Annotated in this window: 22 protein-coding genes and 2 pseudogenes; 5 read left to right on the top strand and 19 right to left on the bottom strand. The window is 44.9% G+C overall.

Features of this window, described 5'->3' with window-relative positions; all coding sequences use genetic code 11:
- Together A3735_RS18110 and A3735_RS18105 are read left to right on the top strand one after the other, a co-directional pair.
- A pseudogene (locus tag A3735_RS18110) lies at positions 1-180 on the top strand (TetR/AcrR family transcriptional regulator); the annotation flags it as partial.
- Between the two features lie 119 nt (positions 181-299).
- A complete protein-coding gene (locus tag A3735_RS18105; RefSeq protein ID WP_068638415.1) occupies positions 300-662 on the top strand; it encodes a response regulator in 363 nt (120 codons plus the stop codon).
- On the opposite strand, the gene A3735_RS18100 is transcribed toward A3735_RS18105, so the two are convergent.
- Positions 659-1,144, bottom strand: coding sequence for a glutathione peroxidase (locus A3735_RS18100; RefSeq protein ID WP_068638400.1), 486 nt, complete (start codon positions 1,142-1,144; stop codon positions 659-661). The two genes, A3735_RS18105 and A3735_RS18100, sit on opposite strands and share 4 nt — an antisense overlap.
- Positions 1,145-1,303: 159 nt before the next feature.
- Between A3735_RS18100 and A3735_RS18095 the strand changes: the two genes are divergently transcribed.
- Positions 1,304-2,755 carry a DUF3336 domain-containing protein gene (locus A3735_RS18095; protein ID WP_068638398.1) on the top strand — a complete coding sequence of 484 codons (1,452 nt, stop codon included), beginning with the start codon at positions 1,304-1,306 and terminating at the stop codon, positions 2,753-2,755.
- Here the strand turns inward: A3735_RS18095 and flgL are convergent.
- The 12 genes from flgL to A3735_RS18035 form a co-directional block, all read right to left on the bottom strand.
- Positions 2,750-3,967: a flagellar hook-associated protein FlgL gene (flgL, locus tag A3735_RS18090; RefSeq protein ID WP_068511772.1), complete on the bottom strand. Its 1,218-nt coding sequence runs from the start codon at positions 3,965-3,967 to the stop codon at positions 2,750-2,752. The two genes, A3735_RS18095 and flgL, sit on opposite strands and share 6 nt — an antisense overlap.
- Positions 3,968-4,029: 62 nt before the next feature.
- A complete protein-coding gene (gene flgK / locus A3735_RS18085; protein WP_068638396.1) occupies positions 4,030-6,720 on the bottom strand; it encodes a flagellar hook-associated protein FlgK in 2,691 nt (896 codons plus the stop codon).
- Position 6,721: 1 nt separating this feature from the next.
- A complete protein-coding gene (gene flgJ / locus A3735_RS18080) occupies positions 6,722-7,834 on the bottom strand; it encodes a flagellar assembly peptidoglycan hydrolase FlgJ (protein WP_082880499.1) in 1,113 nt (370 codons plus the stop codon).
- Positions 7,835-7,877: 43 nt separating this feature from the next.
- Positions 7,878-9,035 (bottom strand): flagellar basal body P-ring protein FlgI, encoded by a 1,158-nt coding sequence (locus A3735_RS18075; RefSeq protein WP_082865169.1) that lies wholly within the window; start codon positions 9,033-9,035, stop codon positions 7,878-7,880.
- A complete protein-coding gene (flgH, locus tag A3735_RS18070) occupies positions 9,035-9,733 on the bottom strand; it encodes a flagellar basal body L-ring protein FlgH (protein ID WP_068511767.1) in 699 nt (232 codons plus the stop codon). Before flgH ends, A3735_RS18075 begins: the two co-directional genes overlap by 1 nt.
- Before the next feature lie 34 nt (positions 9,734-9,767).
- The gene (flgG, locus tag A3735_RS18065; protein WP_068511766.1) at positions 9,768-10,553 is read right to left on the bottom strand and encodes a flagellar basal-body rod protein FlgG; all 786 of its coding nucleotides are present in this window, start codon (positions 10,551-10,553) and stop codon (positions 9,768-9,770) included.
- Positions 10,554-10,732: 179 nt separating this feature from the next.
- The gene (gene flgF, locus A3735_RS18060) at positions 10,733-11,476 is read right to left on the bottom strand and encodes a flagellar basal-body rod protein FlgF (protein WP_068511763.1); all 744 of its coding nucleotides are present in this window, start codon (positions 11,474-11,476) and stop codon (positions 10,733-10,735) included.
- A 124-nt stretch (positions 11,477-11,600) separates the two neighbouring features.
- A complete protein-coding gene (locus A3735_RS18055) occupies positions 11,601-13,565 on the bottom strand; it encodes a flagellar hook-basal body complex protein (protein ID WP_068553370.1) in 1,965 nt (654 codons plus the stop codon).
- 72 nt (positions 13,566-13,637) lie between these two features.
- On the bottom strand, positions 13,638-14,318 hold the full coding sequence (locus A3735_RS18050) for a flagellar hook assembly protein FlgD (RefSeq protein ID WP_068508973.1): 681 nt from the start codon (positions 14,316-14,318) through the stop codon (positions 13,638-13,640).
- 13 nt (positions 14,319-14,331) lie between these two features.
- A complete protein-coding gene (gene flgC, locus A3735_RS18045; protein ID WP_068508971.1) occupies positions 14,332-14,775 on the bottom strand; it encodes a flagellar basal body rod protein FlgC in 444 nt (147 codons plus the stop codon).
- Between the two features lie 2 nt (positions 14,776-14,777).
- Positions 14,778-15,185 carry a flagellar basal body rod protein FlgB gene (gene flgB / locus A3735_RS18040; RefSeq protein WP_068508978.1) on the bottom strand — a complete coding sequence of 136 codons (408 nt, stop codon included), beginning with the start codon at positions 15,183-15,185 and terminating at the stop codon, positions 14,778-14,780.
- Positions 15,186-15,410: 225 nt separating this feature from the next.
- Positions 15,411-16,001 (bottom strand): nitroreductase family protein, encoded by a 591-nt coding sequence (locus tag A3735_RS18035; protein ID WP_068508969.1) that lies wholly within the window; start codon positions 15,999-16,001, stop codon positions 15,411-15,413.
- Between the two features lie 203 nt (positions 16,002-16,204).
- Between A3735_RS18035 and A3735_RS18030 the strand changes: the two genes are divergently transcribed.
- A complete protein-coding gene (locus tag A3735_RS18030) occupies positions 16,205-17,629 on the top strand; it encodes an adenylate/guanylate cyclase domain-containing protein (protein WP_231872322.1) in 1,425 nt (474 codons plus the stop codon).
- A gap of 14 nt (positions 17,630-17,643) precedes the next feature.
- Here the strand turns inward: A3735_RS18030 and queF are convergent, their stop codons facing one another.
- The 6 genes from queF to A3735_RS18000 all read right to left on the bottom strand — a co-directional run bounded on the left by queF (position 17,644) and on the right by A3735_RS18000 (position 23,334).
- Positions 17,644-18,510: an NADPH-dependent 7-cyano-7-deazaguanine reductase QueF gene (queF, locus tag A3735_RS18025; RefSeq protein ID WP_068508964.1), complete on the bottom strand. Its 867-nt coding sequence runs from the start codon at positions 18,508-18,510 to the stop codon at positions 17,644-17,646.
- A gap of 79 nt (positions 18,511-18,589) precedes the next feature.
- Positions 18,590-19,363, bottom strand: coding sequence for an ABC transporter permease (locus A3735_RS18020; RefSeq protein WP_068508962.1), 774 nt, complete (start codon positions 19,361-19,363; stop codon positions 18,590-18,592).
- 1 nt (position 19,364) lies between these two features.
- Positions 19,365-20,297 carry an ABC transporter ATP-binding protein gene (locus A3735_RS18015; protein WP_068508960.1) on the bottom strand — a complete coding sequence of 311 codons (933 nt, stop codon included), beginning with the start codon at positions 20,295-20,297 and terminating at the stop codon, positions 19,365-19,367.
- Between the two features lie 126 nt (positions 20,298-20,423).
- On the bottom strand, positions 20,424-21,059 hold the full coding sequence (locus tag A3735_RS18010) for a tRNA-uridine aminocarboxypropyltransferase (RefSeq protein ID WP_068508958.1): 636 nt from the start codon (positions 21,057-21,059) through the stop codon (positions 20,424-20,426).
- A 99-nt stretch (positions 21,060-21,158) separates the two neighbouring features.
- Positions 21,159-22,481: an HD-GYP domain-containing protein gene (locus tag A3735_RS18005; protein WP_068508956.1), complete on the bottom strand. Its 1,323-nt coding sequence runs from the start codon at positions 22,479-22,481 to the stop codon at positions 21,159-21,161.
- A gap of 247 nt (positions 22,482-22,728) precedes the next feature.
- Positions 22,729-23,334 carry a hypothetical protein gene (locus A3735_RS18000; protein ID WP_068508954.1) on the bottom strand — a complete coding sequence of 202 codons (606 nt, stop codon included), beginning with the start codon at positions 23,332-23,334 and terminating at the stop codon, positions 22,729-22,731.
- Between the two features lie 161 nt (positions 23,335-23,495).
- On the opposite strand from A3735_RS18000, the pseudogene A3735_RS17995 reads away from it, so the two are divergent.
- Positions 23,496-23,883, top strand: a pseudogene (locus A3735_RS17995) (iron ABC transporter substrate-binding protein); the annotation flags it as partial.

The raw sequence follows: 23,883 nt of genomic DNA, 5'->3' as shown, positions 1-23,883 counted from the left end.
CAAGCGCTCACCTTGCTTATGCAAGTTCAGCAAGCATTGATTGGCGTTTGGCATATGACTCACCCTGTCGGCGCAATTGCCGAGGTTATAGAGTCCCCTCCTTTAGATGTTTTTAAGCGAGATTTTTATAATGCTTTGCTCGCACATATAGAAACTATCACCCAACAAATTGCCCCTTAAGTGATACGCATCAGAAACTTAGCAAGTAATACCTGAGGAGCAAGATATTCCAGCACATTTAGCTATACTAAAGTGAAGCAAAAGTCTCTCATTCCTTAACGTGTAGGAACAACAAGCATATGGCCAGAATCCTGATCGCCGATGATCAATTAGTAATGCGCAACATGTTTAAAGTCATTCTACAAGACGAGCCACACGAGCTAACGCTGGCGGTTGATGGCGAAGCGGCTTTAAATGCAGCCAAAGCAGAACGATTTGACCTGGTACTGAGTGACTTATATATGCCGAAACTCGATGGTATACAACTCACCGCGGCTATTAGAGCACTCCCCGCTTACAAGGGAGTTCCCGTACTCATTGTTAGCACCGAAAATAAAGCCGAGAAAAAAGCTGCTGGCAGAGCAGCAGGCGCGAATGGCTGGATTATCAAACCTATTACCAAAGATCGCCTACTTCCTGCGATAAAAAAACTACTAGGCTAAGGCGCCAACGCTGCGTCGATATCTTTCACCAGGTCTTTCGGCTCGGTATTGGGCGCATAGCGTTTAACAACCTTGCCCTGTTGATCGACCAAAAACTTGGTGAAGTTCCATTTTATCTTTTCAGAGCCCATCAAGCCCTTCGCTTCTGATTTTAAGTATTTATACAAGGGATGAGTATTATCGCCGTTTACTTCTATTTTGGAGAACATTGGAAACGTAACCCCATAGTTCAAAGAACAAAACTCGCTAATCTCACTATCTGTTCCTGGGTCTTGCTTTAGAAACTGATTGCATGGAAAGCCTAAGATCTCTAGCCCTTTCTCGCTATACTCCAAATACAGCTCCTCAAGCCCCTTGAACTGAGGCGTAAATCCGCATTTACTTGCCGTATTGACGATTATCAGCAACTTTCCCTGATACGCTTTAAGAGGAACTTCCTCTCCTTTAATATTATTAGCACTGAACTGATAGATATCAGACACGAGTCTCTCCCTATTAATGAGTATTATTCACAAGCATCCTACCCCTAAACTATCAGCGATAAAAGCCTATTGATTTACATCAATGCTCAGGAATAAGCGTTTGACAATGATTATGCGATCAGCAAATATATTTTTTTAGCTTACAAGCGCAAACACAAGATGTCCGATACAAACAAATTGCAGCAAACTATGGATGAGGCACAAACTTATGAGCAATGGCTCACAGCCGCCTCGAAAGCCGATAAGCTTAACGGTAGTTATGACTGGCAAAAAAAGCCTGCCTCCAAGCACTACCCATACAAAGTACTGCAGGAACATTATCAAACAATCTCTGAACTGCTAGAAAAAAAAGATTATTTGAAGCTGATTCCCTATATTCAGGAAAGCCTGTATCGAACCACCGCGGAACTCAGTAAGCCTAAGCTCTATCAACCCGCCTACACGGGAACAAAGACCCTCATTCGCAATTACTTAATGCTGATCAATAAAGCGTTAAAGACACTCTGCGAATCTGAGATCGATAGCATCTCGACAAAAGACAAACTTGCCCAATTCAAACAGGCCGAGCATAATTTTGGTCGCCCAGCCTTAATGTTAAGTGGCGGTGGTACCTTCGGTATTTACCATATAGGCGTGGTCGCAACGCTTATCAAACATCAGCTCCTCCCCTCCATCATATCTGGTAGCAGTATGGGAGCAATCACGGCAGGCATGCTAGCGACCCACACAGATAAGGAAGTACTCACTCTTCTTAATAAGCCCGAAGAAAGTAACTACAGCCCTTTGAAGCGTTTACCGCTTAAAGGTATTTTGCAACAACAGTCATTACTCGACCCGGAACAACTACGCCGCTGCGTTGAACACAACGTCGGCTTAATGACTTTTGAAGAAGCATTTAAAAAAACTGGCCGAAACGTAAGCATTACAATTTCACCCGCCCGAACAGGCCAAAAACCAAGAATTCTGAACTACCAAACTGCACCAAGTGTTTTTGTCGCATCCGCAGCACAAGCATCATGCTCTGTCCCTGGTTTGTTTCCTCCCTGCCAGCTCTATGAGAAGAACGCCCTTGGGGAAAAGCAGGCCTATCTAAAAGGTGAACGCTGGTATGACGGCTCTTTTGCTACCGATATTCCGAGGCAAAGAATGAGCCGGCTTCACAATGCAAACTACTTTATAGTCAGCCAGGCCAACCCACATATTGTGCCTTTTGTCTCTCAACGTCAGGATGATGGTCTTGCAGCCTTCCTTGCCGACCTATTGGTCAGCAGTAGCTTTTCTCAAGGAAAGGCTCTACTTAAGTTGGGGAAGCGTCGGTTTCACTCTCAGGCTTGGAGTTCTTGGCTAAATCACGCTTCCTTGATGCTTGATCAGGACTATTTGGGCGACATCAATATCCACCCTGAATTTCCGCCTTCCTGGTATACCAAGTTCATGAAGAACCCTAGCCCTTCAGAAAGAGACTATATCTTGAAAATGGGTGAACGCTGCACCTGGCCAAAACTGGCCATGATTAGGGACCAAACTCAGGTAAGCCGAACCCTACAGGCTTGCATCGCTCATCTGGAGCAGAGCGCCAAAGAAGAAAGCTTAAAAGCCACCGCTTTATAAGCGATCAAATAAGGAAAGTGAAGACACCTGAGAATAAGAGGAGTAGGCAGCTTCCAAAGTGAACTGCTGTAAGGACAACAAACTGACGGCTTCCGCATAGTCAACCGATTCTAGGTCGCTCAGAGTTTGCTCTGTTAGAAGCTCCACATCCTTAAGCTGTTCCTCTGTTGTTTCAACAGTGTTCAGACGTGCACCAATCTGGCTTCGAGCTTCTAGAATAGAGGTTTCAGCGCTATCCAGGTTTATCAAGGCACTTTCCAGGTTCGCATCAAAAGTCGCTCGACCTTCTTCTGTGGCAGTAAAGTTATCCAAGGTATAGATAAACTTCTCAATCGTTGACAGAACGCCCTGCTTTTCAGTTGATTCGATAAAGAAGCTATCACCCGCAGTAGGCGTGCCGGTTATCTCAAATTGAACGCCATTGACGACAATCGGATCATTCTGTGAATAAGCCTGATTGGCCAGATAAGATCTACCCGTCGCTTTGTCAGTCACGTTAAACTCTGAAGGCGAGGTGAAAGTCACTATCATATCACCAGGATAAAACTGGTCATAAAGCTCTTGATCTATCACTTGCCCCGTCGTGATTCTGGCTTCTGGTACAGCTTGGTTATGAGGGTTTGCAGCGGTATAGAAGGTATTTTTATCAACAGCAATATCTTGAAATATTTGTTTGCCATTTTCAGATGAAGCAATTGTAACATTTGGCTCGACCTGAACAAAACGTCTCCCCTCATCTCCTTGATAAACGTAAGTACCCGAAACATTCTGCTGAAAGGGCTCCGTACCACCCTGAAAGCCACTAAATAAATATTCACCGCTGGCATCTTGTGAGTTCATCAAACCCGCAAGTTGCGACAAGCGTTCCTTCACCTCGGTTGAAATCGCCGATAAATCACTTTTGTTTAGAACACCGTTCCCTGCGGTCACCGTCAATTCACGAATACGCTGGACAACTGAGTTGATACTACCAAGTAAGTCGTCTTGCAAGTTTAAATGACCACGAGCCAGTTCAATATTCCGTTGAAACTGAGAGTTTAGCTCCAGTTCCTGATTCAGCTCCAAAATTCGAGTTGAAGCAACCGGGTCATCCGCAGGCGTTAAGACTTTCTTGCCCGTCGATATTTGTAACTGTGTCTTTTGCTGATCAGACTGAACATCCTGAATCGCTTCCAGACCACGGTTAAAAAGCTGCTGCGTTGATATTCTCATAAGCGTCACTTGATGGTACTTAAACCACCCCTGTTTTTCCCAACTCTATCTTCAATTAAACTCTATCTAAAGGCATTCAATAGCGTATCAAAAAGCTCTCTGGCAACCGATACAACTTGTGCCGATGCGTTATAAGCAGACTGAAACTGCACCAGCTTACCCGCTTCTTCATCCAGGTTAACACCAGAGATAGACTCTCTATTGTTTTCAGACTGAACCAGTAAGGCTTTCGCTGAATCAGCTTCCAAACGTGCCCGATTGGTTACTGTGCCAATTTCTTCAATAATCTGTGAATAAGCTTCGCCATAGCTAATCACACCACCCTGAACCGTTCCTGCACTTTCCAAACCAGCCATGGCTAAAGCATTGCGGTTATCAGAAACACCACCAGTGTTGTAATCTATTCTGAAGCTATCACCTGCCTCTGCTTGGCCTTTAATCTCGAACTGAAACCCGAGGTAGGTTGACTGACCTACAGATGCCCGTTCAAAAACGCTATCGACGTCAGAGGTAAAACTGATGCCATCCGCAAGTGTTACATCAACTGCGCCACCGACAGAGACACCATTTCCAGCTACCACTGTTTCTGTATCTGCGGAAAATGCGCCCGGGTTATAAGGGTCCACAGCACTAACATTAACACTGTCACCTGCCGCACCAGTCACCGACACGACGATATCAATACCATTACTGGCATGAATTTCGACGTCATTGCCATCACTGATCGCATAGATATCCAAATCCTGCAAAGTCGTGTTTTCATTAATCAAACTAGCCAGGTCATCTTGAGTGGAAATACTACCTGCCGGAATGGTAATGGTTTCACCATTGATGACGAAGCCAAGGTCTGTACCATTGGCCGCATCAACGAAATTATCCAAACGAACCTGGGTATAAGCATTTGCCTGAATCCCTTGAACAGCCTGTAAGCTATCAGCAATTTCCTTTGCAGAACTGTTCGCCGTTATTCCCAGAACCTGAGAGTTAACGACACCCGTCTCAGTATCACGCTTCAAGATAGTTAGGTTTTGAGCACCAAAACCATTAACCAAAGTGCCAGTACTCGCCGCTGGCGTTCCAACCTGAAAGGTATCGCTTCCCAATGCCGAAACTCGCATTTCTCCTGGGTCAGAGGTGAAAATCGTATTGGTAATACCAGGGTTGTACAATAGGTTATTCATCGCTGGCGTAAGCGGTATCGGATTAGCCGGATCAGACACATTCAATACTTGAAATCGGGTGTCAGTAATAAACTCAATTTCCAAGGGTGGAGACAACTGCCCTTCGGTAGCAAAGATAGGCAAGGTTGCGTTAGTCAGTGGGCTCTCTACATCAAGCATGGTCCCAAGGCTAATATTCGCATTACCGGTATTACCCAGGTTAGCATCCGCACGAACTGGGGCGGCGAAAGAAATCGCTTCAACCCTGTCAATTTCTGCGCCTATATCCTCTGCACCATTTTTTGTGGGTTTAATAACAAAACGATCACCAACCTTGAAAGTGCCGGAATTAAACTGCAGCTGAAAACCATCGACTTCAACACTAGCCGGAAAAATTCCAGGTAGTATCCCTTTGGTCACAACATTATTTGTACCTGCGATGAACAGGGTATAATCGTTGCTCGATGGACCTTCAAATTTCAGGTCGTAATCGTTGGTTGTCAACTCGGTCGCATCAATGATGTTAACCTGCATACTATGATCTTGAGGTTCAGCATTGGTACTATTTCCCAGAACGCGGCTTCGTGCCAACACTTCCTCATTAACATCCCTAAAGAATAGGCCGCCTAAATTATCTTCCAGATCCATACCCAAGCCATGCTGCTTGTTGACGGTGTCTGACAAAACCATAGCTATACGACCGAGACTATTAACTGCTGTTGTAAGTTCATTGTCTCTAAAGTCTAGAAGCCCACCTACTTTTCCGCCGGTCAGCTCATTACTAATTATCTGAGAGCGACCATTAACCTGCATAACAATTTCTTTTCGTTCAGTGTCACTAGGGTTTAAAGTCACATCCAACTGATTTGAAGAGCTTCCTAAAACAAGAGGCTGACCATTTCCCACAAATACGTTGACCTGACCATCTGCTCCTGTAGGAAAAACTGCTACGTTTACGTATTCAGATAGCTCTCGTAAAGCTTCATCCCGAGCATCTAATAAATTGTTGGGTAAATCACCCTGCCCTGCACCAATTGCAACAGCAATAGACTGATTCAATTCGGCCAAACCTTGAGACAAACTATTGATCGCAGCAACCGAGGCCGCCAGCTCTACGTCAATATTTTCCATCTGAGAATTAAGTCGATTGTCCAATGCATGAAACCTGGAAACCAAACCTTCGGTTTGCGTCAATAATAACTGTCGCTGAGGGATAGAGGTTGGGTCATCAGCGCCACCTTGGAAGGCTTGGAAGAAAGCAGTCATAGCAGGCGTCAAACCAGTTGTCGTGCTGGCAAGCAAGTTATCGATCGACTCTGCTTGAGTAAGCACTGCATCACGTTCATGATAAACGGTTGTATCGGCACGAACCTGCTCGCTAATAAAATCCTCTGCATTTCTACGAATCGTGGCAATATTCGCGCCCTGACCAGTGTAACCACTACCAGTAAGAATAGATTTATTATCTACAAACACGGCCTCCTGACGACTGTAGCCAGGTGTATTGGTATTAGAAACATTATTACCCGTGACCGATAAGGCTGTCTGATGAGCTTGTAGACCTGAAAGGCCAATACCGATTAGATCTGGCATATCAGCCTCCAATTCCTAATTTGCTTGCGGTAGAGCCAAGGTCCAGACTAGAAAGTTCATCAATATTCATATAACGATCAATAATACGATTAATCTTGTTGGCATAGTCTGGGTCGGTTGCATAGCCGGCATCTTGTAGCTCGTGTGCAAAGTCATACGGATCACCCGCTTTCTCGAGCGCTTGCTCATATCGGGCATTAGTACTCAAAAAACGCGCATAATCTGAAAAGCTTTCCTGGTAACCCGAATAAGACCTAAAGTCTGCGCGCTCCTTCACTGCGACACCATTTCGATATTCAGTCGTCGTTATATTTGTGCTGTCACCCGTCCATCCTGTTTGCGCCTTAATACCAAATAAATTATGGCTAGGACTACCATCAGAATTTAAGATCTCTCGTTTACCCCAACCAGTTTCCAGTGCTGACTGAGCCAACATTAGACGAGCATCAATACCTGTTTCTTGCTCTGCCTGTTTAGCATAGGGATAAAGAGAAGCGATAAATTGATCGGGAGAACTGAAGTCTAACTTACTTGATTCAGCAACTTTATCTGAGTCCAGGCTAGCAATCGTCTGATCAATTTGATTCATTGCCGTTTCAATCTTTGCAATTTTCTCTGCGCTAACAAATGGCTGGCGCGCATAGTCTTTCAGAGAAAAAGATTTGTCTTGAGAGGTTAATGGATAGGAACTTAAATCTGACTCTTCACCACCTACGCCTTTTGACATTTGTCGCTTGATCACTTCAGCCAGACCAATACCTTTACCAGTTGATAAGCTTACTGCCATCTGGCTATCAAACATCTGCTGATAAAAGTCTGATTGGTTGCTTTGCAATAGGTTTCCTTCAGAAAATACCTTATTAGCATCGCGCATACTTTTAATCATCATCGAGACGAATATCGATTCAAAGTGTTTGGCGGCAGCATCTAGGGCGCCGTCTCTATCTGTCTTGGATTGATGCTTAAGAGACTGCAGAGCATTGAGATTGTTATAGTCATTTAAGCCCTGGGTATGCTTATTAAAACGGGCAGCACTGTTCTGCAACTGATTCCCTATATTATCAGTCGCCATCATCATCGGATTATTTATCTGACTCATCAGTGCGCTATTCATCACTAACCTCTAAGGTTCCACATGGCTTTGCTTATATTTCTTTCTATATAACAATTAAATCTGCTTTTAAGGCACCAGCCTGCTTCAAGGCTTCGAGTACAGCCATGATATCTCCTGGCGCAGCACCAACTTGATTAACCGCTTGAACAATCTGGCTCAGCGTCGCTGCAGGGCCAAACTGAAACATTCGACTAGGTTCTTGTTCTGCATCAACATCGGAGCGTGGTACGACAACCGTCTGACCACCTCCAAGCGGATTTGGTTGACTGACTGCAGGGTCTTCAGTAATTGTTACCGAAAGACTTCCGTGGGTAACCGCAGCTGGAAGCACCTTAACGTTCTGACCGACAACGATGGTGCCGGTACGAGAGTTAATAATCACTCTCGCCGCTTCTTCCCCTGTTTCAACATTCATATTTTCGAGCATCGACAAAAAGCTAACTCGCTGAGATGCATCGCGAGGGGCTTTGACGGTAATCGAAGCTGCATCGCTGGCGTAAGCTGTATTAGGCCCTAGCAAGTCATTAATCTTCTTGGTTAAATTCATCGCCGTTGTGAAGTCCGGGCGATGTAAATCAAAGGTTAATGTGTCGCCACGATGAAAAGGAGATGCGATGGCTCGTTCAACCGTCGCGCCATTAGGAATCCGTCCCACACTCGGAACGTTAACCTGAATAGAGGAGCCATCGGCACCTTCAGCACCAAAACCACCGACGACAAGGCTGCCTTGAGCAAGCGCATAAACGCGCCCATCTGCGCCCTTTAACGGAGTCATCAATAAGCTACCACCTCTAAGGCTCTTGGAGTCTCCTAACGATGAGGCTGTGATATCAATCTTGTGCCCAGGTTTAGCGAAAGGCGGAAGCTCTGCATGAATTGAAACCGCTGCTACATTCTTTGACTTCGGATCCACACCTTCAGGAATGGTGATACCAAATTTATTCATCATGTTGCGGAAGGTCTGGCTAGTAAAAGGCGTGTTATCTCCTGTACCACTTAAACCGACAACCAAACCATAACCAACCAGCTGATTCGAACGAACCCCCTGTACATTGGCAATATCTTTTAAACGATCCGCGCTAACGTCAAAACTAACCAAAGCAAAACCCAGCAACAATAAACTGGAGCGGCAGAACGAGCTAACTAAAGAAGCGATACCCGCTGCAGTAGCTTTGTAAGAAGCCTTTACACTATAAGACATCACATGAACCACCATTCACTGTTGAAGAATCGGGACAACCAGCCTTGACGATTAACATCATCAAAATCTCCTGTTCCACCATAGGCAATACGAGCATCAGCAACCTTAGAAGACGGGATCGTATTATCTGTGCCAATATCTTGCGGCCTCACCAAACCGGTTAAACGAATATATTCATCTCCCTGGTTCAAGCGCAGCCACTTCTCTCCCTGAATTCGAAGAATGCCATTTGGCAAAACTTCTGAAACTGTGACTGAAATACTACCGCTCAAGCTATTGCTCTGATCACTAGATGCCTTACCATCAAACGCTCGCTCTAAGCTAGGATTAGTCAAAAGGCTCAAACCATGTTTTTGAATAACATTGCCTAGAATGGTTGCCTCATTAAAAGTCACTTCATCATCTTTGTCATAGCTGGTATCTGCTGACTTGGATGAACTGGTGTTTTCTTGCAAGGTAACCGTCAGAATATCACCAACGTTTAAGGCAACCTGATCACCATACATACTAAAGTTTCGGTTAACCTGATAGATCGACCCCGTCACCATTTCACCTGATTTCAGCGCACTCGAAGGTACAGGAGCGTAAGCCGGGTCATTGGGCAAAGGGTGCTCACGAGTCATGATGCTGCATGCACTAGTCAACACGACCAAGCTCAGGCCTAGCACTGCTTTGAATACTTGATTAATCTGCCTCATATAATCACCTTCCCCTCAAACAACTAAGCGCGTATTACAGGTTCTGCCCAATGTACTGGAGCATCTGGTCAGCCGTAGACACAACTTTTGAGTTCATTTCATAGGCGCGCTGGACAGTAATCATGCTGACCAGCTCTTGCACCGTATCTACGTTCGATTGCTCTAGCATGCCTTGCTTAACCTCACCAAAACCTGCCAAGCCCGGCGTGCCCCCTTGAGGGTTACCACTGGCTTCAGTTTCAGCAAACAGGTTATTCCCTAGCGCTTTCAAACCTTGGGGATTAATAAAGTCGACCGTATTAATCTGGCCAACTTGCTGTGCAGTGGTTTCACCAGAAATACTGACCGATACAATGCCATCTTCGCCGATCGTCACTGAAGAAGCATTCTGTGGAATAGTGATGGCGGGTTCTAATAGGTTGCCACCAGCAGTGACGACTTGGCCATCTGAGTTAACCTGGAACTGCCCATCTCGGGTATAACTGGTCGAGCCATCTGGCAATATAACTTGGAAAAAGCCTCTACCATTAACGGCTAAATCGAGAGCCTGGTCAGTCACTTCTAAGGAGCCTTGGGTAAATTGCTTAGTCGTCCCTTCGATCCTGACACCCGTACCGAGCTGGAGACCAGATGGTAATTGAGAGTTTTGTGAGTTCAAGCCACCTGGCTCTCTTTTCACCTGATACAACAGGTCCTGAAAAACCGCTTCATCACGCTTAAAGCCAACCGTACTAGCATTCGCCAAGTTGTTGGAAATCGTGGTCAAGGACATATCTTGTGCACTTAGACCGGTTTTACTGACATAAAGAGCTGGATGCATGATGCTTCTCCCAAATTGAAATTCTACTGCGAATCAATCAGACCTGAAGCGTTTAAGGGCTATCTGTGATACCCCTTATTTAAAGCTAGTAAGCAAATACCGCTAACGAAGCAGTCAAAAAATCAGCACTCTATAAATCTGCAACTACGTGCCGCTTTTATGACGTTTTTCAGGTCTTACTAGGAGAACTGCAACAAACGTGCCGTTTGTTGAGAAATTTGATCAGCCTGGCTCATTAATTTAACTTGAAGCTCATACTGTCGCGATAGAGATAGGATATCTGTTAAAGACGATACCGCATTTACATTAGAACCTTCCAGAAACCCCGTTTCCAGTTTGATGTTCGGGTCAGCAACTGCCGGTGGCTCATCACCCTTCATATGCAATAGACCATCTTCTTTCTTTTCGATCATATCAGGGTCGGGATTAACTAGCTTAATTCGATCAACCGCCGCTAAGCCAACAGCTCCACCACCCAAAGGAAGAACCGAAACCGTACCGTCAGCACCAATCTCAACAGTTGCCGAAGGCGGCAAAACAATTGGACCACCATTACCCAAAACAGGCAAACCAATGCCAGCCCTTAGCTGCCCATTGACATCTACCTGCAGGTCGCCTGCCCGGGTATAGGCTTCCGAACCATCTGCGGCCTGAACCGCAATCCATCCATCACCCTTTACCGCAACATCCAAAGGGTTGCCGGTTTGATTCAGGGGACCCGCCTCAAAATTTGTTCCCGGCCTTTCGGTCAAGGCATAGGCTCTCGATGGATGATGCTCGCCAAACACCGGCATAGCACGCGCCTGAGCGAAATCTTCTTTAAACGCCGTCGTATTAATATTTGCCAAATTATTGGCATGAGCGCGCTGCGCCAGCATATTCTGCTTGGCACCACTCATTGCAATATATAACGCTTTATCCATTTACTTCACCATTAGGATCAAACAATACGCAGCGTCAAAGAAACGGACACTGCAAACGCCTTAGCCTAAGCTCTGCAATTATCTAGCCAACCCAAACAAGGAAGGCTATGAGCGAAATTCAGTACTAGATATTCAAGATAGTTTGCTGGATTGTATCGGCCGTCTCAATGGTCTTGGAGTTGGCCTGATAGTTACGCTGCGCAACAATCAGATTTACCAGCTCAGCAGATAAATCAACATTCGATTGCTCAACTGCAGAGGCCGTTAATAGACCCAAAGACGCCGTACCAGGCGCCCCGACAATCGGGTCACCCGAAGCAAAAGTCTGCACCCAAACACTATCGCCATCAGGTGATAAGCCTTCTACGTCATTGAAGTTAGCCAAAGCTGCCTGCCCTAGAACCAAAGACTCACCGTTGGAGAAACGAGACAGAATGACACCCGACTCATCGACATCCAGACCGACTAATCGACCTGTGGTATAACCATTCTGACTTAAGTCATTTACAGCAAACGGGCTACCAAACTGAGTAAACGATGATACATCTACCTCAAAGTTTGAGCTAGTTGGCGGCTGAGGAATCGGCAAAACCCCGCCATCCACAACATTCAAAGGTCGTGCCGCCCCATTTTGATTGCCTTGACTATCTAAAGGGTCCCAATTAGAAATCAAAACATCATCTGACAATGTTTCATTTAAAGTACCGTCATCGCGGAATACCAAATTATAAGTCGCTCGCGATGCATCTGTTCCAATTAATGGATCTCCAACATCCTGGTTATCCACCTGCACATGCATTTGCCAGGTATTTTCTCCCGACAACGAAGACTGCTGCTTAACGAAATACATGGTCAAAACATGAGAGTTACCAAGACTGTCAAAAATAGTCGTTGACGTCGCGTGGTTATAGGTACCAGGATCCGTTGGTGAAAATTGGTTATTAACAAAAGGCGCACCGGTAAAGTTGGTAATGACGGGCGTTGTGGCACTTAAGTTGGTCGCAACGACCCCCTCGTCAAGTACAATGCTAACTCCACCACCTACAGTCGCATTCAAAACGGCAGGAACAGCATCAGGGTCAAGCACTACCGGCGTCGCCGCGGCATCACTCCCAAGAACCTCAAAACTATCGCCCGAGACACCCGCAAAACCGAATACCAAGTTAGCTCCTTGATCCTGAATAATCTGCAAATCACCAGTAGCACTATCTATGACGGCGGTAACCCCCACCAACGCAGACGAGTTAATACGAGTTCCCAAGTCGGCCAATTGCAATGCATCTGTTGCACCGGCTGGCTGGAAACTAATTCCGTTTAAGCTAATACTCATATTTCCTGAGGCATTATCATATCCAGCTAAGGTTATTGTAGAGCTGGTACTAGCAGTCGCATCCACACCTTCTAAAAGCGAAAACTGAGATGCAATTGCCCCGGCAGTTGATTCCGCAGTCGTTGTAATGGTCTGCGACGTGCCATCCGGAAAGGTCACTTCGATATCCTGACTCGCATAGCCATTCACAATTCCTGCTTGTGCTACACCAACATCCGTTGCACCGTTCGAGTTAATCGTTGTGCCACTCTGAGTCAAAGCTTCTTCTGAAGAATCCAGATTCAAAGCTGCTTCGACATTAGTTGATCTTGATGGAGGCAGATCATTCGCATCAACAACCAGATCACCCAGAACTCCCGATACCGTCCCACCTTCATCAGCCTGAAAGCCCTGGACACGCATACCCGTGTTATTGACCATGAAACCATCTTTATCCACACCTAGCTGACCAGCACGCGAATATTTGGCCTCACCCTGATCACTAAGCACGAAAAAGCCATTTCCGGTAATTGCTAAGTCCAGGTTATTGTCAGTAAAGCTTACGTTACCCTGACCAAACATCTGTCGAATATTTTGTACTGCGACACCGTCTCCCGTTGAGGTAGCCCCCCTGCCGAAAAAACTATTGGAATAAACATCACCAAACTCGGCACGCGAACGCTTAAAACCAACAGTACTCGCGTTCGCAATGTTATTACCCGTAACTTCCAAGTCCGTGGAGGATGCTCTCAACCCACCTAATGCAACGTTAAACGGCATACTACACCTCTCTTCTGATTCTTTTTGTCGTAATGATTACAATTATTTCGCACGCCAGACACATACTCATGCCTAGTTAATCTCTCTAACATCTTCTAAAGGAATAGCGCCCATACCGGCTAAGTTAAGCGAAATGGCACCACCAGTCCCGATCGATACGCTACTCACATTGGCGGAAAGCAAGGTCGTAATTTGACTTACATCTCCTCCTTGATTCGATTCAGCAGCGATCGTGTAATTGTCATAGGGCATCTGCTCCCCCTTGCTATTTGTTCCATCCCACGAGAATGGTACAGAACCGGCAAGTTGTTGCCCCATATCCACCTGATTAACCAACTCACCAGAACCGTTAAAGATACTTACCTTTAATGAACCTGTACTGGCTTCAAGATCAACCAATCCACTAATTGTTCCGTCTGCCGCCATGGGAGCTTCAGTACCTGGCACCAAAACCGTTCGCCCAACCATTGCAGAAGCCTGCAAAGCCTGACTAGACTGATACTGGGTTGCAAAACTTTCTACTTGCGAACTTAGTTTCTGCATTTCTTCAAGAGAGCTAAACTCTGCTAACTGAGAAATGAACTCACCATTATCTTGAGGGTCCAGCGGGCTTTGATTCTCCATCTGGGCAATCATCAACTCCATAAACTCATTCTGACCTAGATCAGACGAACCTTGTGTTTTGGTCGTCGGTTCATAGCGGTAGTCTGATAAAGCATCAGCAGAAGACACCGTTGTATTTATATCTGTCATAAGATTTAGCCCCTTACTGACCTAGCGTTAACAAACGCTGCATCATTGTTTTTGCCGCATCCATTACATCAATATTGGTTTGAAAGCTTCGAGAAGCAGAAAGCATGTCAGCCATCTCTTCAACGACATTTACATTCGGGTACATCACATATCCCTGCTCATCAGCCAACGGGTGGTCAGGCTGGTAACGCATATCCAAAGGTGCATCACTTTCAACAATCCCTTTTACTTCAACACCTACCGACTCAGGCGTCTGCTGTAAGAAATCCCCACCAACTGCCTGGCGCATGGCATCTTCTTGGACAGCCGAAAAGATGGGCTTTCGGGCGCGATATACTTCATCAATACTACTTGCCGCACTGTCTGCATTAGCAATATTACTAGCAGTGGTATTCAAGCGAATAGATTGAGCAGCCATGCCGGATCCGGCAATATCAAAAATCTGACTAAGAGACATATTTATTCACCCCGAATCGCATTGGTTAGTGACTTGAACTTGCCATTCAAAAACTGGAAGCTGGATTGGTATTGCAAGGTATTCTTCATAAACTCTGCCATTTCTTCTTGGGTATCAACGGTATTACCGTCAACAGATGGCTGGCTGGGCGTTCGATAAAGCAACTCATTGCTTCCGCTCGAGTTAGCATGAGGCAAGTGCTGTCCGTTCGTGGTCGCCATCTCGAGAGACTTTGCGCCTCCCTGGCTAGCCATTTCATTACCCAGGACCGCTTTGAAGTCTATATCTCTTGCCTTAAATCCGGGTGTATCTGCATTAGCCAAGTTATTAGCCAACACCTCAGCACGGTTAACACGTAACTCCAGCGCTTGTTCGTGAATTCCTAATGCATTGCTGAATGAAATCGACATCGATACTCCCACTTGCTTCATCATAAAGTTTCTACGATTAGATAAAGCAATTGCGATGCCAACCAATAAATATTTTTTTAATACTTAAAAATCAAATACTTATGGTTTTATGAAGTTTTTTAGATCGGCAATTCCTATCCTTTTAGATTTGCCGTTTTTTGAGGGAACAAGCGAAGATATCACCTGGGTTGACCCAATTTATAGTCAGAGGAAAATCGCCTAGCACTACCATGGGACAAAGTAATCCTTACTAGCAACAGGCGCTAACTTTTTGGCTTCGGCAAGCGGTGTACCAATATATAAGAAGCCCACGATAGACTCCTCGAGCGATAAACCCAGGCCTTGCTTCACGTCGCCATTCAATGCCATTTCTCCGGTACGCCAAATACCACCAAAGCCCTGCGCCTGAAGCGCTAACAACATATAACCCACCGCAACGCCGCAGGACACAACCTGCTCTTCGAAAGGTACTTTAGGGTGTTCGATGTTTTTGGACACAGCAACGATGATCTTGGGTGCCCGAAGCGGCATTGAGCGGTATTTATTTTCTTGCGCTTCACTAAGCTTTCCCTCATTCGCTTCAGCAGCCTGACAAAACAAATCACCCAGACGATGTAACGAGTCCCCTTCGATCACAAGAAATCGCCATGGCTTTAAGCATTTATGGTCAGGCGTCCTAAGCGCTGCTTGAAAAACAGTTTCCATTTGATCAGGGCTTGGGGCAGGAGCACTCAAGCGAGGATGAGAAACCCTGGACTTCAATATTTCCAACACCGCATGAGAGCCCGCCTCATCAATTGTTTTATGCTCATTCATACCCGCGTATCTCCTGCTTTAATATAAGCTACCTAACCTGCACTATTCTTTTCAGGTGAACATAATGATATAACCACATTTAGATCACGAAACCTTAGTGCAAGCGCTATTTCCCAAGAACGAAATTAAAACAGTGTAAGCAAAATTTGTCTATATATAAGGGAACTGATAACCTTTGCTGCTTATCAGAGATGTATGAAAAAATGATCCCATTGAAAATATCTAATAAAAAATCGTCAACACAGAATAAGGCGACACAACACTCCACCGACAAAATAGATACGCCACCGTCAGTCATGCCCGCATACAACGGCAGGGTTTTGGCTTATTTGACGTCTAGTATCACGATGGCGGTCGGTGTTCTTGAAGGACATTTCCACGACTACTTGATCTGGTTTATTCCTGCGGCCATGTTATGGCCACACCTTCTTTACTTTGTTATTAGACATTTAAAGCTAGAGCAAAGCGCTGCAGCACGTGAGAACACACTACTAATAGATGGCGCTTTGGTCGGTGTCATTATTGTACTAATTGACTTCAGCCCGACGGCAACCATATTCAATATTCTCATGGCGAGTTTTAGCTTCATCGTCGTTGGAGGTATGTCGACCTGGCTCAAAGGCAACCTAATCTTACTTACCTCCACCATTATTTCCTCCATGATATTCGGCCTTGACTTCGCGCCTCACGCACCAATGATTGTCGATCTAGTGGCCGGTATTAGCGCTACAGTCTATGTCTCGGTTACTGCTTACTATACCCACCAACAAGCCGAAGCCTTACATAAGGCCAAGCACCAGATTCAGACACAAAGAGAGCAGTCTATATCGCTTTCTCACAAGCTTGCTAAATACCTATCTCCACAAGTCTGGCAGTCAATTTTTACCGGCGAACGTGACGTGCGCCTGGAAACACAGCGCAAGCGTCTATCTATCTTCTTCTCTGACATCAAAGGTTTTACAGAGCTGTCGGAAGAAATGGAACCCGAAGGTTTGACCGAGCTGCTGAACAACTACTTCAACGAAATGTCGCAAATCGCCTTAAAATACGGCGGCACAATCGATAAGTTTATTGGCGACAGTATTATGATTTTCTTTGGTGACCCAACCAGTCGTGGCGCTAAAGAAGATACGATGGCTTGTGTTTCCATGGCAATTGAGATGCGTAAGCACATGAAGATACTGCGTCAAAAGTGGAAGAGCCAAGGAATCAAGACGCCACTGCAAATTCGGATTGGGATCAGTACGGGCTTCAGCACTGTAGGAAATTTTGGCGCTGAAAACCGCATGGACTACACCATTATCGGCAAGGAAGTTAACTTGGCTTCTCGCTTGGAAGCACTATCAGAGCCAGGCGAAATCCTGGTTTCTTACGAAACTTTCTCTCTGATAAAAGATAAGGTTATGTGTCGTGATAAGGGAGAGATTACCGTTAAAGGCTTCGCTAGACCCGTTCCGATTTATCAAATCGTTGACCTTAGACGCGATATCGGTGCCGGTCAGAGCTTCATAGAGCATGAAGCTGAAGGGTTTGCGATGTATCTGGATACCGGAAAAATAGACGACACTAATAAAGACGCTATCGTCCATGCCCTTGAAAAAGCAACTGAGAAACTAAAAGACAGCTAACACAATAACGCTCGTTACTGCCTTGGAGTTCTCAGGCTCTCCGTTCTCGCCTTAAGATCTGCTGTTGCGCGGTAGGGGTTGATATCCAAGCCACCTCGGCGAGTGTAGCGCGCATAAACACTTAAAGAATCACAATGGCAATATTGCAGTAAATCAATAAAGATTCGCTCGACACAATGCTCATGAAAGTCCTGACACTGCCTAAAAGATACAATATATTTTAGTAAGCTCTCGCGATCTATCTGCTGCCCCGCGTAATGAATAAATACAGTCCCCCAGTCTGGTTGCCCCGTCACAGGACAATTCGAGCGAAGCAAGTCAGAGTAGAGCGTCTCGTTCACCTCAACCCCACCTGGCACCGTTTTGAGTAGCTCAGGGTTCGGCTGATATTCAAAGTCTTCCGCATCTATTTCATCAATACACTCTGCGCTAGCATATAAAGACTCTTCTGCTGAACTTCCCTGGCATAAATTCTCTGCCACATGATGTCTTGTATCTTTTAATGCAAGAACCTCTACAGAAACGATTCCACCGGCCGCAGCACTTAAGTCTTTACTTAACAATCGCTCTACAGCCGAAGCATCTTTGAAAGAAAGGTGGTTGAAAGAGTTCAAATAAAGCTTAAAAGACTTCGATTCAATCATGTATGGCGAATCACATGGAATGCTAAAGTACGCGATCGCTGCCTGAGGCTTACCTTTTGAGTTAAGCCAGGACAGCTCGTAACAGGTCCAGCGGTCTTCACCATGAAAAGGAATATCAGCACTCAGGTTCAGACTTTCACGATTTTGTTTTCGGTCTAAGGGAAAAAGTATCTCGGGTGAATAGCTTTGATCGTATTCAGTCCCTTTACCTAATTGGCTTTGATGAGCATCCGTCACTTTTTACTCCTAAGTTCTGAAAGTGAAAAAACTACGCTATGTACTGATTCTTATATATTAGCTTAGAGGCAAAATCATATTACGCTCTTATGCCTTTTCCGCGATTCAATAAGTAAAGCGCATAAGAAAAGCCTATTACGATAAATCCGCAAATCATCAAATATGAAATACCAATATCGACATCACTTACACCAAGAATACCATAGCGAAAAGCGTTAACCATATACAGTATAGGGTTAATTTGGGAGACCCCCTGCCAGAACTCAGGCAACAAACTGATACTATAAAAAACACCCCCCAAGTAAGTAAGTGGCGTCAATATAAACGTTGGCACTATCGATATGTCATCGAATTTTGTCGCATAAATCGCATTGATAAAACCGCCTATCGAGAACAGGATAGCCGTCAGAATAACAATGCTGGCCGTTACGGCGATATTTTCAACACGTAAATCGGTAAAACCCAGCGACAGTAGTGTCACGATCAGACCAACAGATATACCGCGACCAACACCGCCCATCACATAACCGGACAAGACTACCCAGTTAGGTACAGGTGAGACCAGAATTTCTTCAATGCTATGTTGAAACTTCATGCTAAAAAAAGAGGACACTACGTTAGCATAGGAGTTAGTAATCACTGACATCATGATTAAGCCGGGAACAATAAAGTCCATGTAGTCAAAACCGTCCATGTCACCAATTCTCGGGCCAATCAAGTTGCCAAAGATGACGAAGTACAAAGCCATCATTATCGCCGGTGGCAACAATGTTTGTACCCATATACGAGTAAAGCGACGAATCTCTTTGGTCACAATAGTCAAGAAAGCGACCCATACCTGATGCGCATTCATCTTACACTTCCTCCTGCGTTTTGGCGTTCTCAACCAAGTCCAAAAACAACTCTTCTAAGCGGTTTGCCTTGTTACGCATACTCCTGACCTGAATACTCAAACTGTCCAACTTGGAAAAAAGATCATTTATATTTTGCTCACTGCGCACATCAACTTCTAGCAGGCCCTCTTCGTTAAGTCTTGCCTCAAAGCCCTCTAGCAAAGGAACAGTGCTCATGGGTTTATCAAGTTCTAGCACAAAGGTTTCCAGATGCAATTGCTGTAATAAAGATTGCTTACTGGTATTTGTCAGAATTTTCCCTTGATCAATAATCGCAATGTTGCGGCATAGCGCTTCCGCCTCTTCCAGGTAGTGCGTCGTTAAGATAATTGTCGTACCCTGCTCATTGATTTCCTTTAGAAACTCCCACATTGAGCGTCGCAATTCGATATCTACACCCGCTGTGGGCTCATCAAGAATGAGCAATTTAGGCTTATGCACTAAAGCTCTGGCGATCATTAACCTTCTCTTCATACCCCCGGAGAGCATACGGGATGGTTCATTCCGTTTATCCCACAAGCCCAGTTTCTTCAGATAATGATCACAACTTTCCTCAGCTTCTGAAACGGGAATACCATAATAACCAGCCTGAGTAATAACGATATCACGGACCTTCTCGAACTGGTTGAAGTTAAACTCCTGAGGCACCACACCTAAACAGGTCTTTGCCTTAACCAACTGTTTATCGATGTCGTGGCCAAATATTTTGACCTCTCCAGAACTTTTATTAACCAAGGAAGAAACAATACCAAGTGTCGTTGATTTCCCCGCACCGTTAGGCCCCAATAAAGCGAAGAAGTCACCCTGCTCGACACTGACACTGACATTCTGCAAAGCGACATGACCATTACCATAAGTTTTGTTTAAGCCGCGAATCTCTAGAGCGTTTTGCATGATTTGTTTAGTGCCTGCTTGTAAGTAGAGAGGTAAAGTGGAGTGCTCTATCTTGGGGTTAGGCAAAGGAATTTCAAGTCACCAAGGAATGAATATCCGCTTATCTCGAAGAAAGGGTTCTGCATCCTATCGGTAATTTCGCAGGAAGACCTCTTCTCCCATATATTGAATCTGCTGATCAATCATTTTCTCAAAAGGCTTCAACAAAGTTTCGCTATCAATATTTTCATCCAATAGGGGCAGCACTTTTGCGACCGCTTCAATTGTTGATAATGAAAACTCATGTGTCGATTTGCGGATACGATAGCGACTTTTCCCGGCATTTAACAGGGCGAGTGTCGGCAAACTTTGCAGCCAAGTATTCACCAAAACCAGCTCCCGGGTATTCCTCCAGGTGCCATCGAGGATAACTAGCGAATCATATTGTTGTAGCGACTTTAAAAGCGGTGAAGCTAGATCGCTCAGATCTAATACAAGATGTTCTTCGTCATCAGATAGCGACTCAGGATACAACAGCAAAGGGCTGCAAGCGCCATGCTTTGCTAGCAAAGAGAAGCATTTTTCTCGGTCAAATCTTAGGCCGTTCAGCACCTCTACGCCAGATAACCCCTGCTGGATTAATGGCACAGTCGAAAGCGGCTTCTTTTGTTCGTCATCGTGCTGAAAAATAATCAGAGTTCTTGTGTTGCTCTGTTTGCTTATCGATGCACACAAGCAAACTTTTTCAGGCCTATTGCACCGTTGACAATACACTCTCGCCATCGCTTATCTTCTTTCAGCCAATAAAAAAGGCAGTGTGAATCATCAAACTGCCTTTTATCAAGTTTTATTAGGCTTGCTCGCCCAGAAGAGAATAACAAATTAGCCAGACGCGAATGAGGATGCCAAGTGTCGCCAACTCCATTTAGAGGTTGCACCGGATAACAGGTACCGCTGCTCATCTATGTCGTAAGCTCCCTTAGGTAAACTGTCTTTAATGCTTAAAACATTTCTATCGCGGTTTACCTCTTTTAGGTCTACCACTTTACCGCACTTCATTGCTCGCTTCTGAGCATCGAGTACAACCATTACTTTCGGTTGTAAGCGGCGATCTTCATTATGCCCGGTTACAATACCCACTTCCTCAGAACTTAGCTCAACCAAGGTACCTGTAGGGTATACGCCTACCGCTTCAATGAAGCGCTCAACAAGATCTTTCTGAAAAGCGATATTACGCAGCTCGTATAAACGGGCAACAGCATCATAAGGAGACATACCCAGTTCGTCATCACGCGGTGTAATCAACTCCTGATAATAATCAACCAAACCGGCAATCTTAGCTAACAAAGGAATGCGCTCACCCGTCACACCTTTCGGGTAACCGGTACCATTGTGTCTTTCTTGGTGAAATTCAACAATTGATGCAACGCCAGAAGGTAAACCTTCTATCTCAGTTAGTAACTCGACACTCTTTTCAACATATTGCTGATAGGCTGATAGTTGGCTACTCTCAAGGTCCGGATAGGCATCAAGTACTTTTTGCGCAACTCTAGCCTTACCAATATGCGACAATAAAACACCCAAAGCTAAGGTTTCCAGCATCTCCTTCTTCAAGCCCATATGACGCCCCAAAACTAAAGCCCATATAGAGGATTTCACCGAATGCTGATAACTATAAGCATCTATTTCATTCATTTTAGACAGCCAAACCAGGGCATCGGGATTACGAATAACGCTTTCGACCATACCTTTAGCAACTGACTCGGTTTCTTTAATGCTTACATCACCACCTTGCTCGACAGTGAGAAACACCTGGTCAATCGCATCGTATACATGACGATGAAGCTTTTCTACGCGGGCAACTTCTTTGTTAATGGAGACGCTTGCTTCATAGTGATGAGGAGCTTTGACAACAATGGGAGGGAGTTCTATTTCGGGGTTATTCTCGGAACTTCCAGAGATACCCTTTTTACCTTTTTCAGAACTAGGCACAGCGTGATTCGCATGAACCGTTTTGACCTTTTCTCGCTTCACGTCAACATAAACAAATTTACAGTATTCGCTCAAAGCCTTTACATCGTCATCCATACGAATATAAAAGCCCTGTAGAGGAAAAGGCGTTTCATGCCACGGACAATCCAAGTCCGCGACGAACATGCCTTCCTTCAGCGCATTTACTTCGAGTTTTAAACGATTTGTCGACATGACAATACCTACTAAGCTGGTCTTTTAGTTATCTTCCTTACATTTTTGACAATATCTTCAGGCAACACCACTACGCAGCGTTGGCTTATGTAAGCTCAGGTAACAATACCCGGTTGTTTCTTATCAATGCCAAACCGGTCACACTAGCATCTATTCAAAAATAGCTTTTACACTCTAAATATAGATCAAGATCTAATCAATTAGCAGTTAGATTTGTAACCAAGTAAAGTCGTCCTTCCATCAAATATTAGGCATCCGGGTCACAGACAGAAGAGTGGTTGAATAATTCGGGAACTAATTGCTCAATATCGCCGCCCTTTACCTTCTTGGTAGAGACGATATAAGGCTGCTGAGAACTAAGCAGGTAATCTATATTTATTTTCTTACCGCCTCGTATTTTTTGTGTTCGTTTTGGGCGGCAAGACATGTGAATGAGGACTTCTCCCTCCAAATCCAGAATACTACTTGAGCCCTGTCTATCGGTAATCGTTGCACATAGGGAGTTATTCTCTATCTCTAAGCCACGTCGATTCACATCAACTTCTGAACGACCACAGAAAACAATTCCTTCACCTTGGCGATCACTACAGCGGCGGCCGGGGCCAAACGAGCTGTCAAACAAGTGAACTTTCCGCTCGCTACATTGCGCCTCAATCACTACCGGCATTGGGCGAAGCTCGTCACTTGTCCAACCTTCATAACGAACAGACTGCCAATAAACTCTAAATTGTCTAAGTTCGCCAGCAGAGTTTTCCGCCATAAACCAACCATAATGCGTTTGATAATCTGTGGTTGCACAAGCCGTTAAGAAAGCAAACAGTCCGACTAGTAGCAAGCGGGAGAAACTCTTCATTAGCGCTCTTTTACTCCAAAGCTCAATATTTAAATGGCATTTTATCGCTTAGTTGACTTGATAGCCATCAAGTTAAATGCTTTAAATTCTTGACTAACAATTCTTTTTATTTAAGAATGATTCGCATTACTTTATGGAAACTATATTAGGAATATTTATTTATGGCTCTGTCTCGCTTTATTTGCGTCACCCTTCTAACTCTCTCTTCCTTATTCACGACAACTGTTTCAGCAAGCAGTGAAGAGGTTAACGTATACTCTTACCGCCAGCCCTTTCTGGTTCAACCTATGTTCGATAAGTTTACCGAACAAAGCGGTATTAAGGTTAATGTAGTTTTTGCTAAGAAAGGTTTAGCTGAACGCCTGACTCGTGAAGGACGCAACTCCCCTGCCGATTTAGTTTTCACTGTCGATATTGGCCGTTTAATGGAAGTGACCAACAAAGACTTGGTTCAAGCTGTTGAATCAGAAACGCTACAAAAGAATGTCCCGGTACAATATCGCGACCCAGAAAACCGTTGGTTTGGTTTAACGACACGTACTCGCTCTA

Source organism: Oleiphilus sp. HI0061, assembly GCF_001635675.1.
This window is presented reverse-complemented; position numbering and strand designations above follow the sequence as displayed.

Excerpts from the sequence above, each read along its gene's own strand:
- A3735_RS18095 (WP_068638398.1), top strand. The coding sequence starts at position 1,304 with ATGTCCGATACAAACAAATTGCAGCAAACTATGGATGAGGCACAAACT.
- A3735_RS18075 (WP_082865169.1), bottom strand. The coding sequence starts at position 9,035 with ATGTCTTATAGTGTAAAGGCTTCTTACAAAGCTACTGCAGCGGGTATC.
- flgJ (WP_082880499.1), bottom strand. The coding sequence starts at position 7,834 with ATGAATAGCGCACTGATGAGTCAGATAAATAATCCGATGATGATGGCG.
- A3735_RS18005 (WP_068508956.1), bottom strand. The coding sequence starts at position 22,481 with ATGTCGACAAATCGTTTAAAACTCGAAGTAAATGCGCTGAAGGAAGGC.
- A3735_RS18030 (WP_231872322.1), top strand. The coding sequence starts at position 16,205 with ATGATCCCATTGAAAATATCTAATAAAAAATCGTCAACACAGAATAAG.
- A3735_RS18105 (WP_068638415.1), top strand. The coding sequence starts at position 300 with ATGGCCAGAATCCTGATCGCCGATGATCAATTAGTAATGCGCAACATG.
- A3735_RS18020 (WP_068508962.1), bottom strand. The coding sequence starts at position 19,363 with ATGAATGCGCATCAGGTATGGGTCGCTTTCTTGACTATTGTGACCAAA.
- A3735_RS18055 (WP_068553370.1), bottom strand. The coding sequence starts at position 13,565 with ATGCCGTTTAACGTTGCATTAGGTGGGTTGAGAGCATCCTCCACGGAC.
- flgC (WP_068508971.1), bottom strand. The coding sequence starts at position 14,775 with ATGTCTCTTAGTCAGATTTTTGATATTGCCGGATCCGGCATGGCTGCT.
- A3735_RS18035 (WP_068508969.1), bottom strand. The coding sequence starts at position 16,001 with ATGAATGAGCATAAAACAATTGATGAGGCGGGCTCTCATGCGGTGTTG.
- A3735_RS18010 (WP_068508958.1), bottom strand. The coding sequence starts at position 21,059 with ATGGCGAGAGTGTATTGTCAACGGTGCAATAGGCCTGAAAAAGTTTGC.
- flgB (WP_068508978.1), bottom strand. The coding sequence starts at position 15,185 with ATGTCGATTTCATTCAGCAATGCATTAGGAATTCACGAACAAGCGCTG.
- A3735_RS18000 (WP_068508954.1), bottom strand. The coding sequence starts at position 23,334 with ATGAAGAGTTTCTCCCGCTTGCTACTAGTCGGACTGTTTGCTTTCTTA.
- flgK (WP_068638396.1), bottom strand. The coding sequence starts at position 6,720 with ATGCCAGATCTAATCGGTATTGGCCTTTCAGGTCTACAAGCTCATCAG.
- A3735_RS18050 (WP_068508973.1), bottom strand. The coding sequence starts at position 14,318 with ATGACAGATATAAATACAACGGTGTCTTCTGCTGATGCTTTATCAGAC.
- flgL (WP_068511772.1), bottom strand. The coding sequence starts at position 3,967 with ATGAGAATATCAACGCAGCAGCTTTTTAACCGTGGTCTGGAAGCGATT.
- flgF (WP_068511763.1), bottom strand. The coding sequence starts at position 11,476 with ATGGATAAAGCGTTATATATTGCAATGAGTGGTGCCAAGCAGAATATG.
- flgH (WP_068511767.1), bottom strand. The coding sequence starts at position 9,733 with ATGAGGCAGATTAATCAAGTATTCAAAGCAGTGCTAGGCCTGAGCTTG.
- A3735_RS18015 (WP_068508960.1), bottom strand. The coding sequence starts at position 20,297 with ATGCAAAACGCTCTAGAGATTCGCGGCTTAAACAAAACTTATGGTAAT.
- flgG (WP_068511766.1), bottom strand. The coding sequence starts at position 10,553 with ATGCATCCAGCTCTTTATGTCAGTAAAACCGGTCTAAGTGCACAAGAT.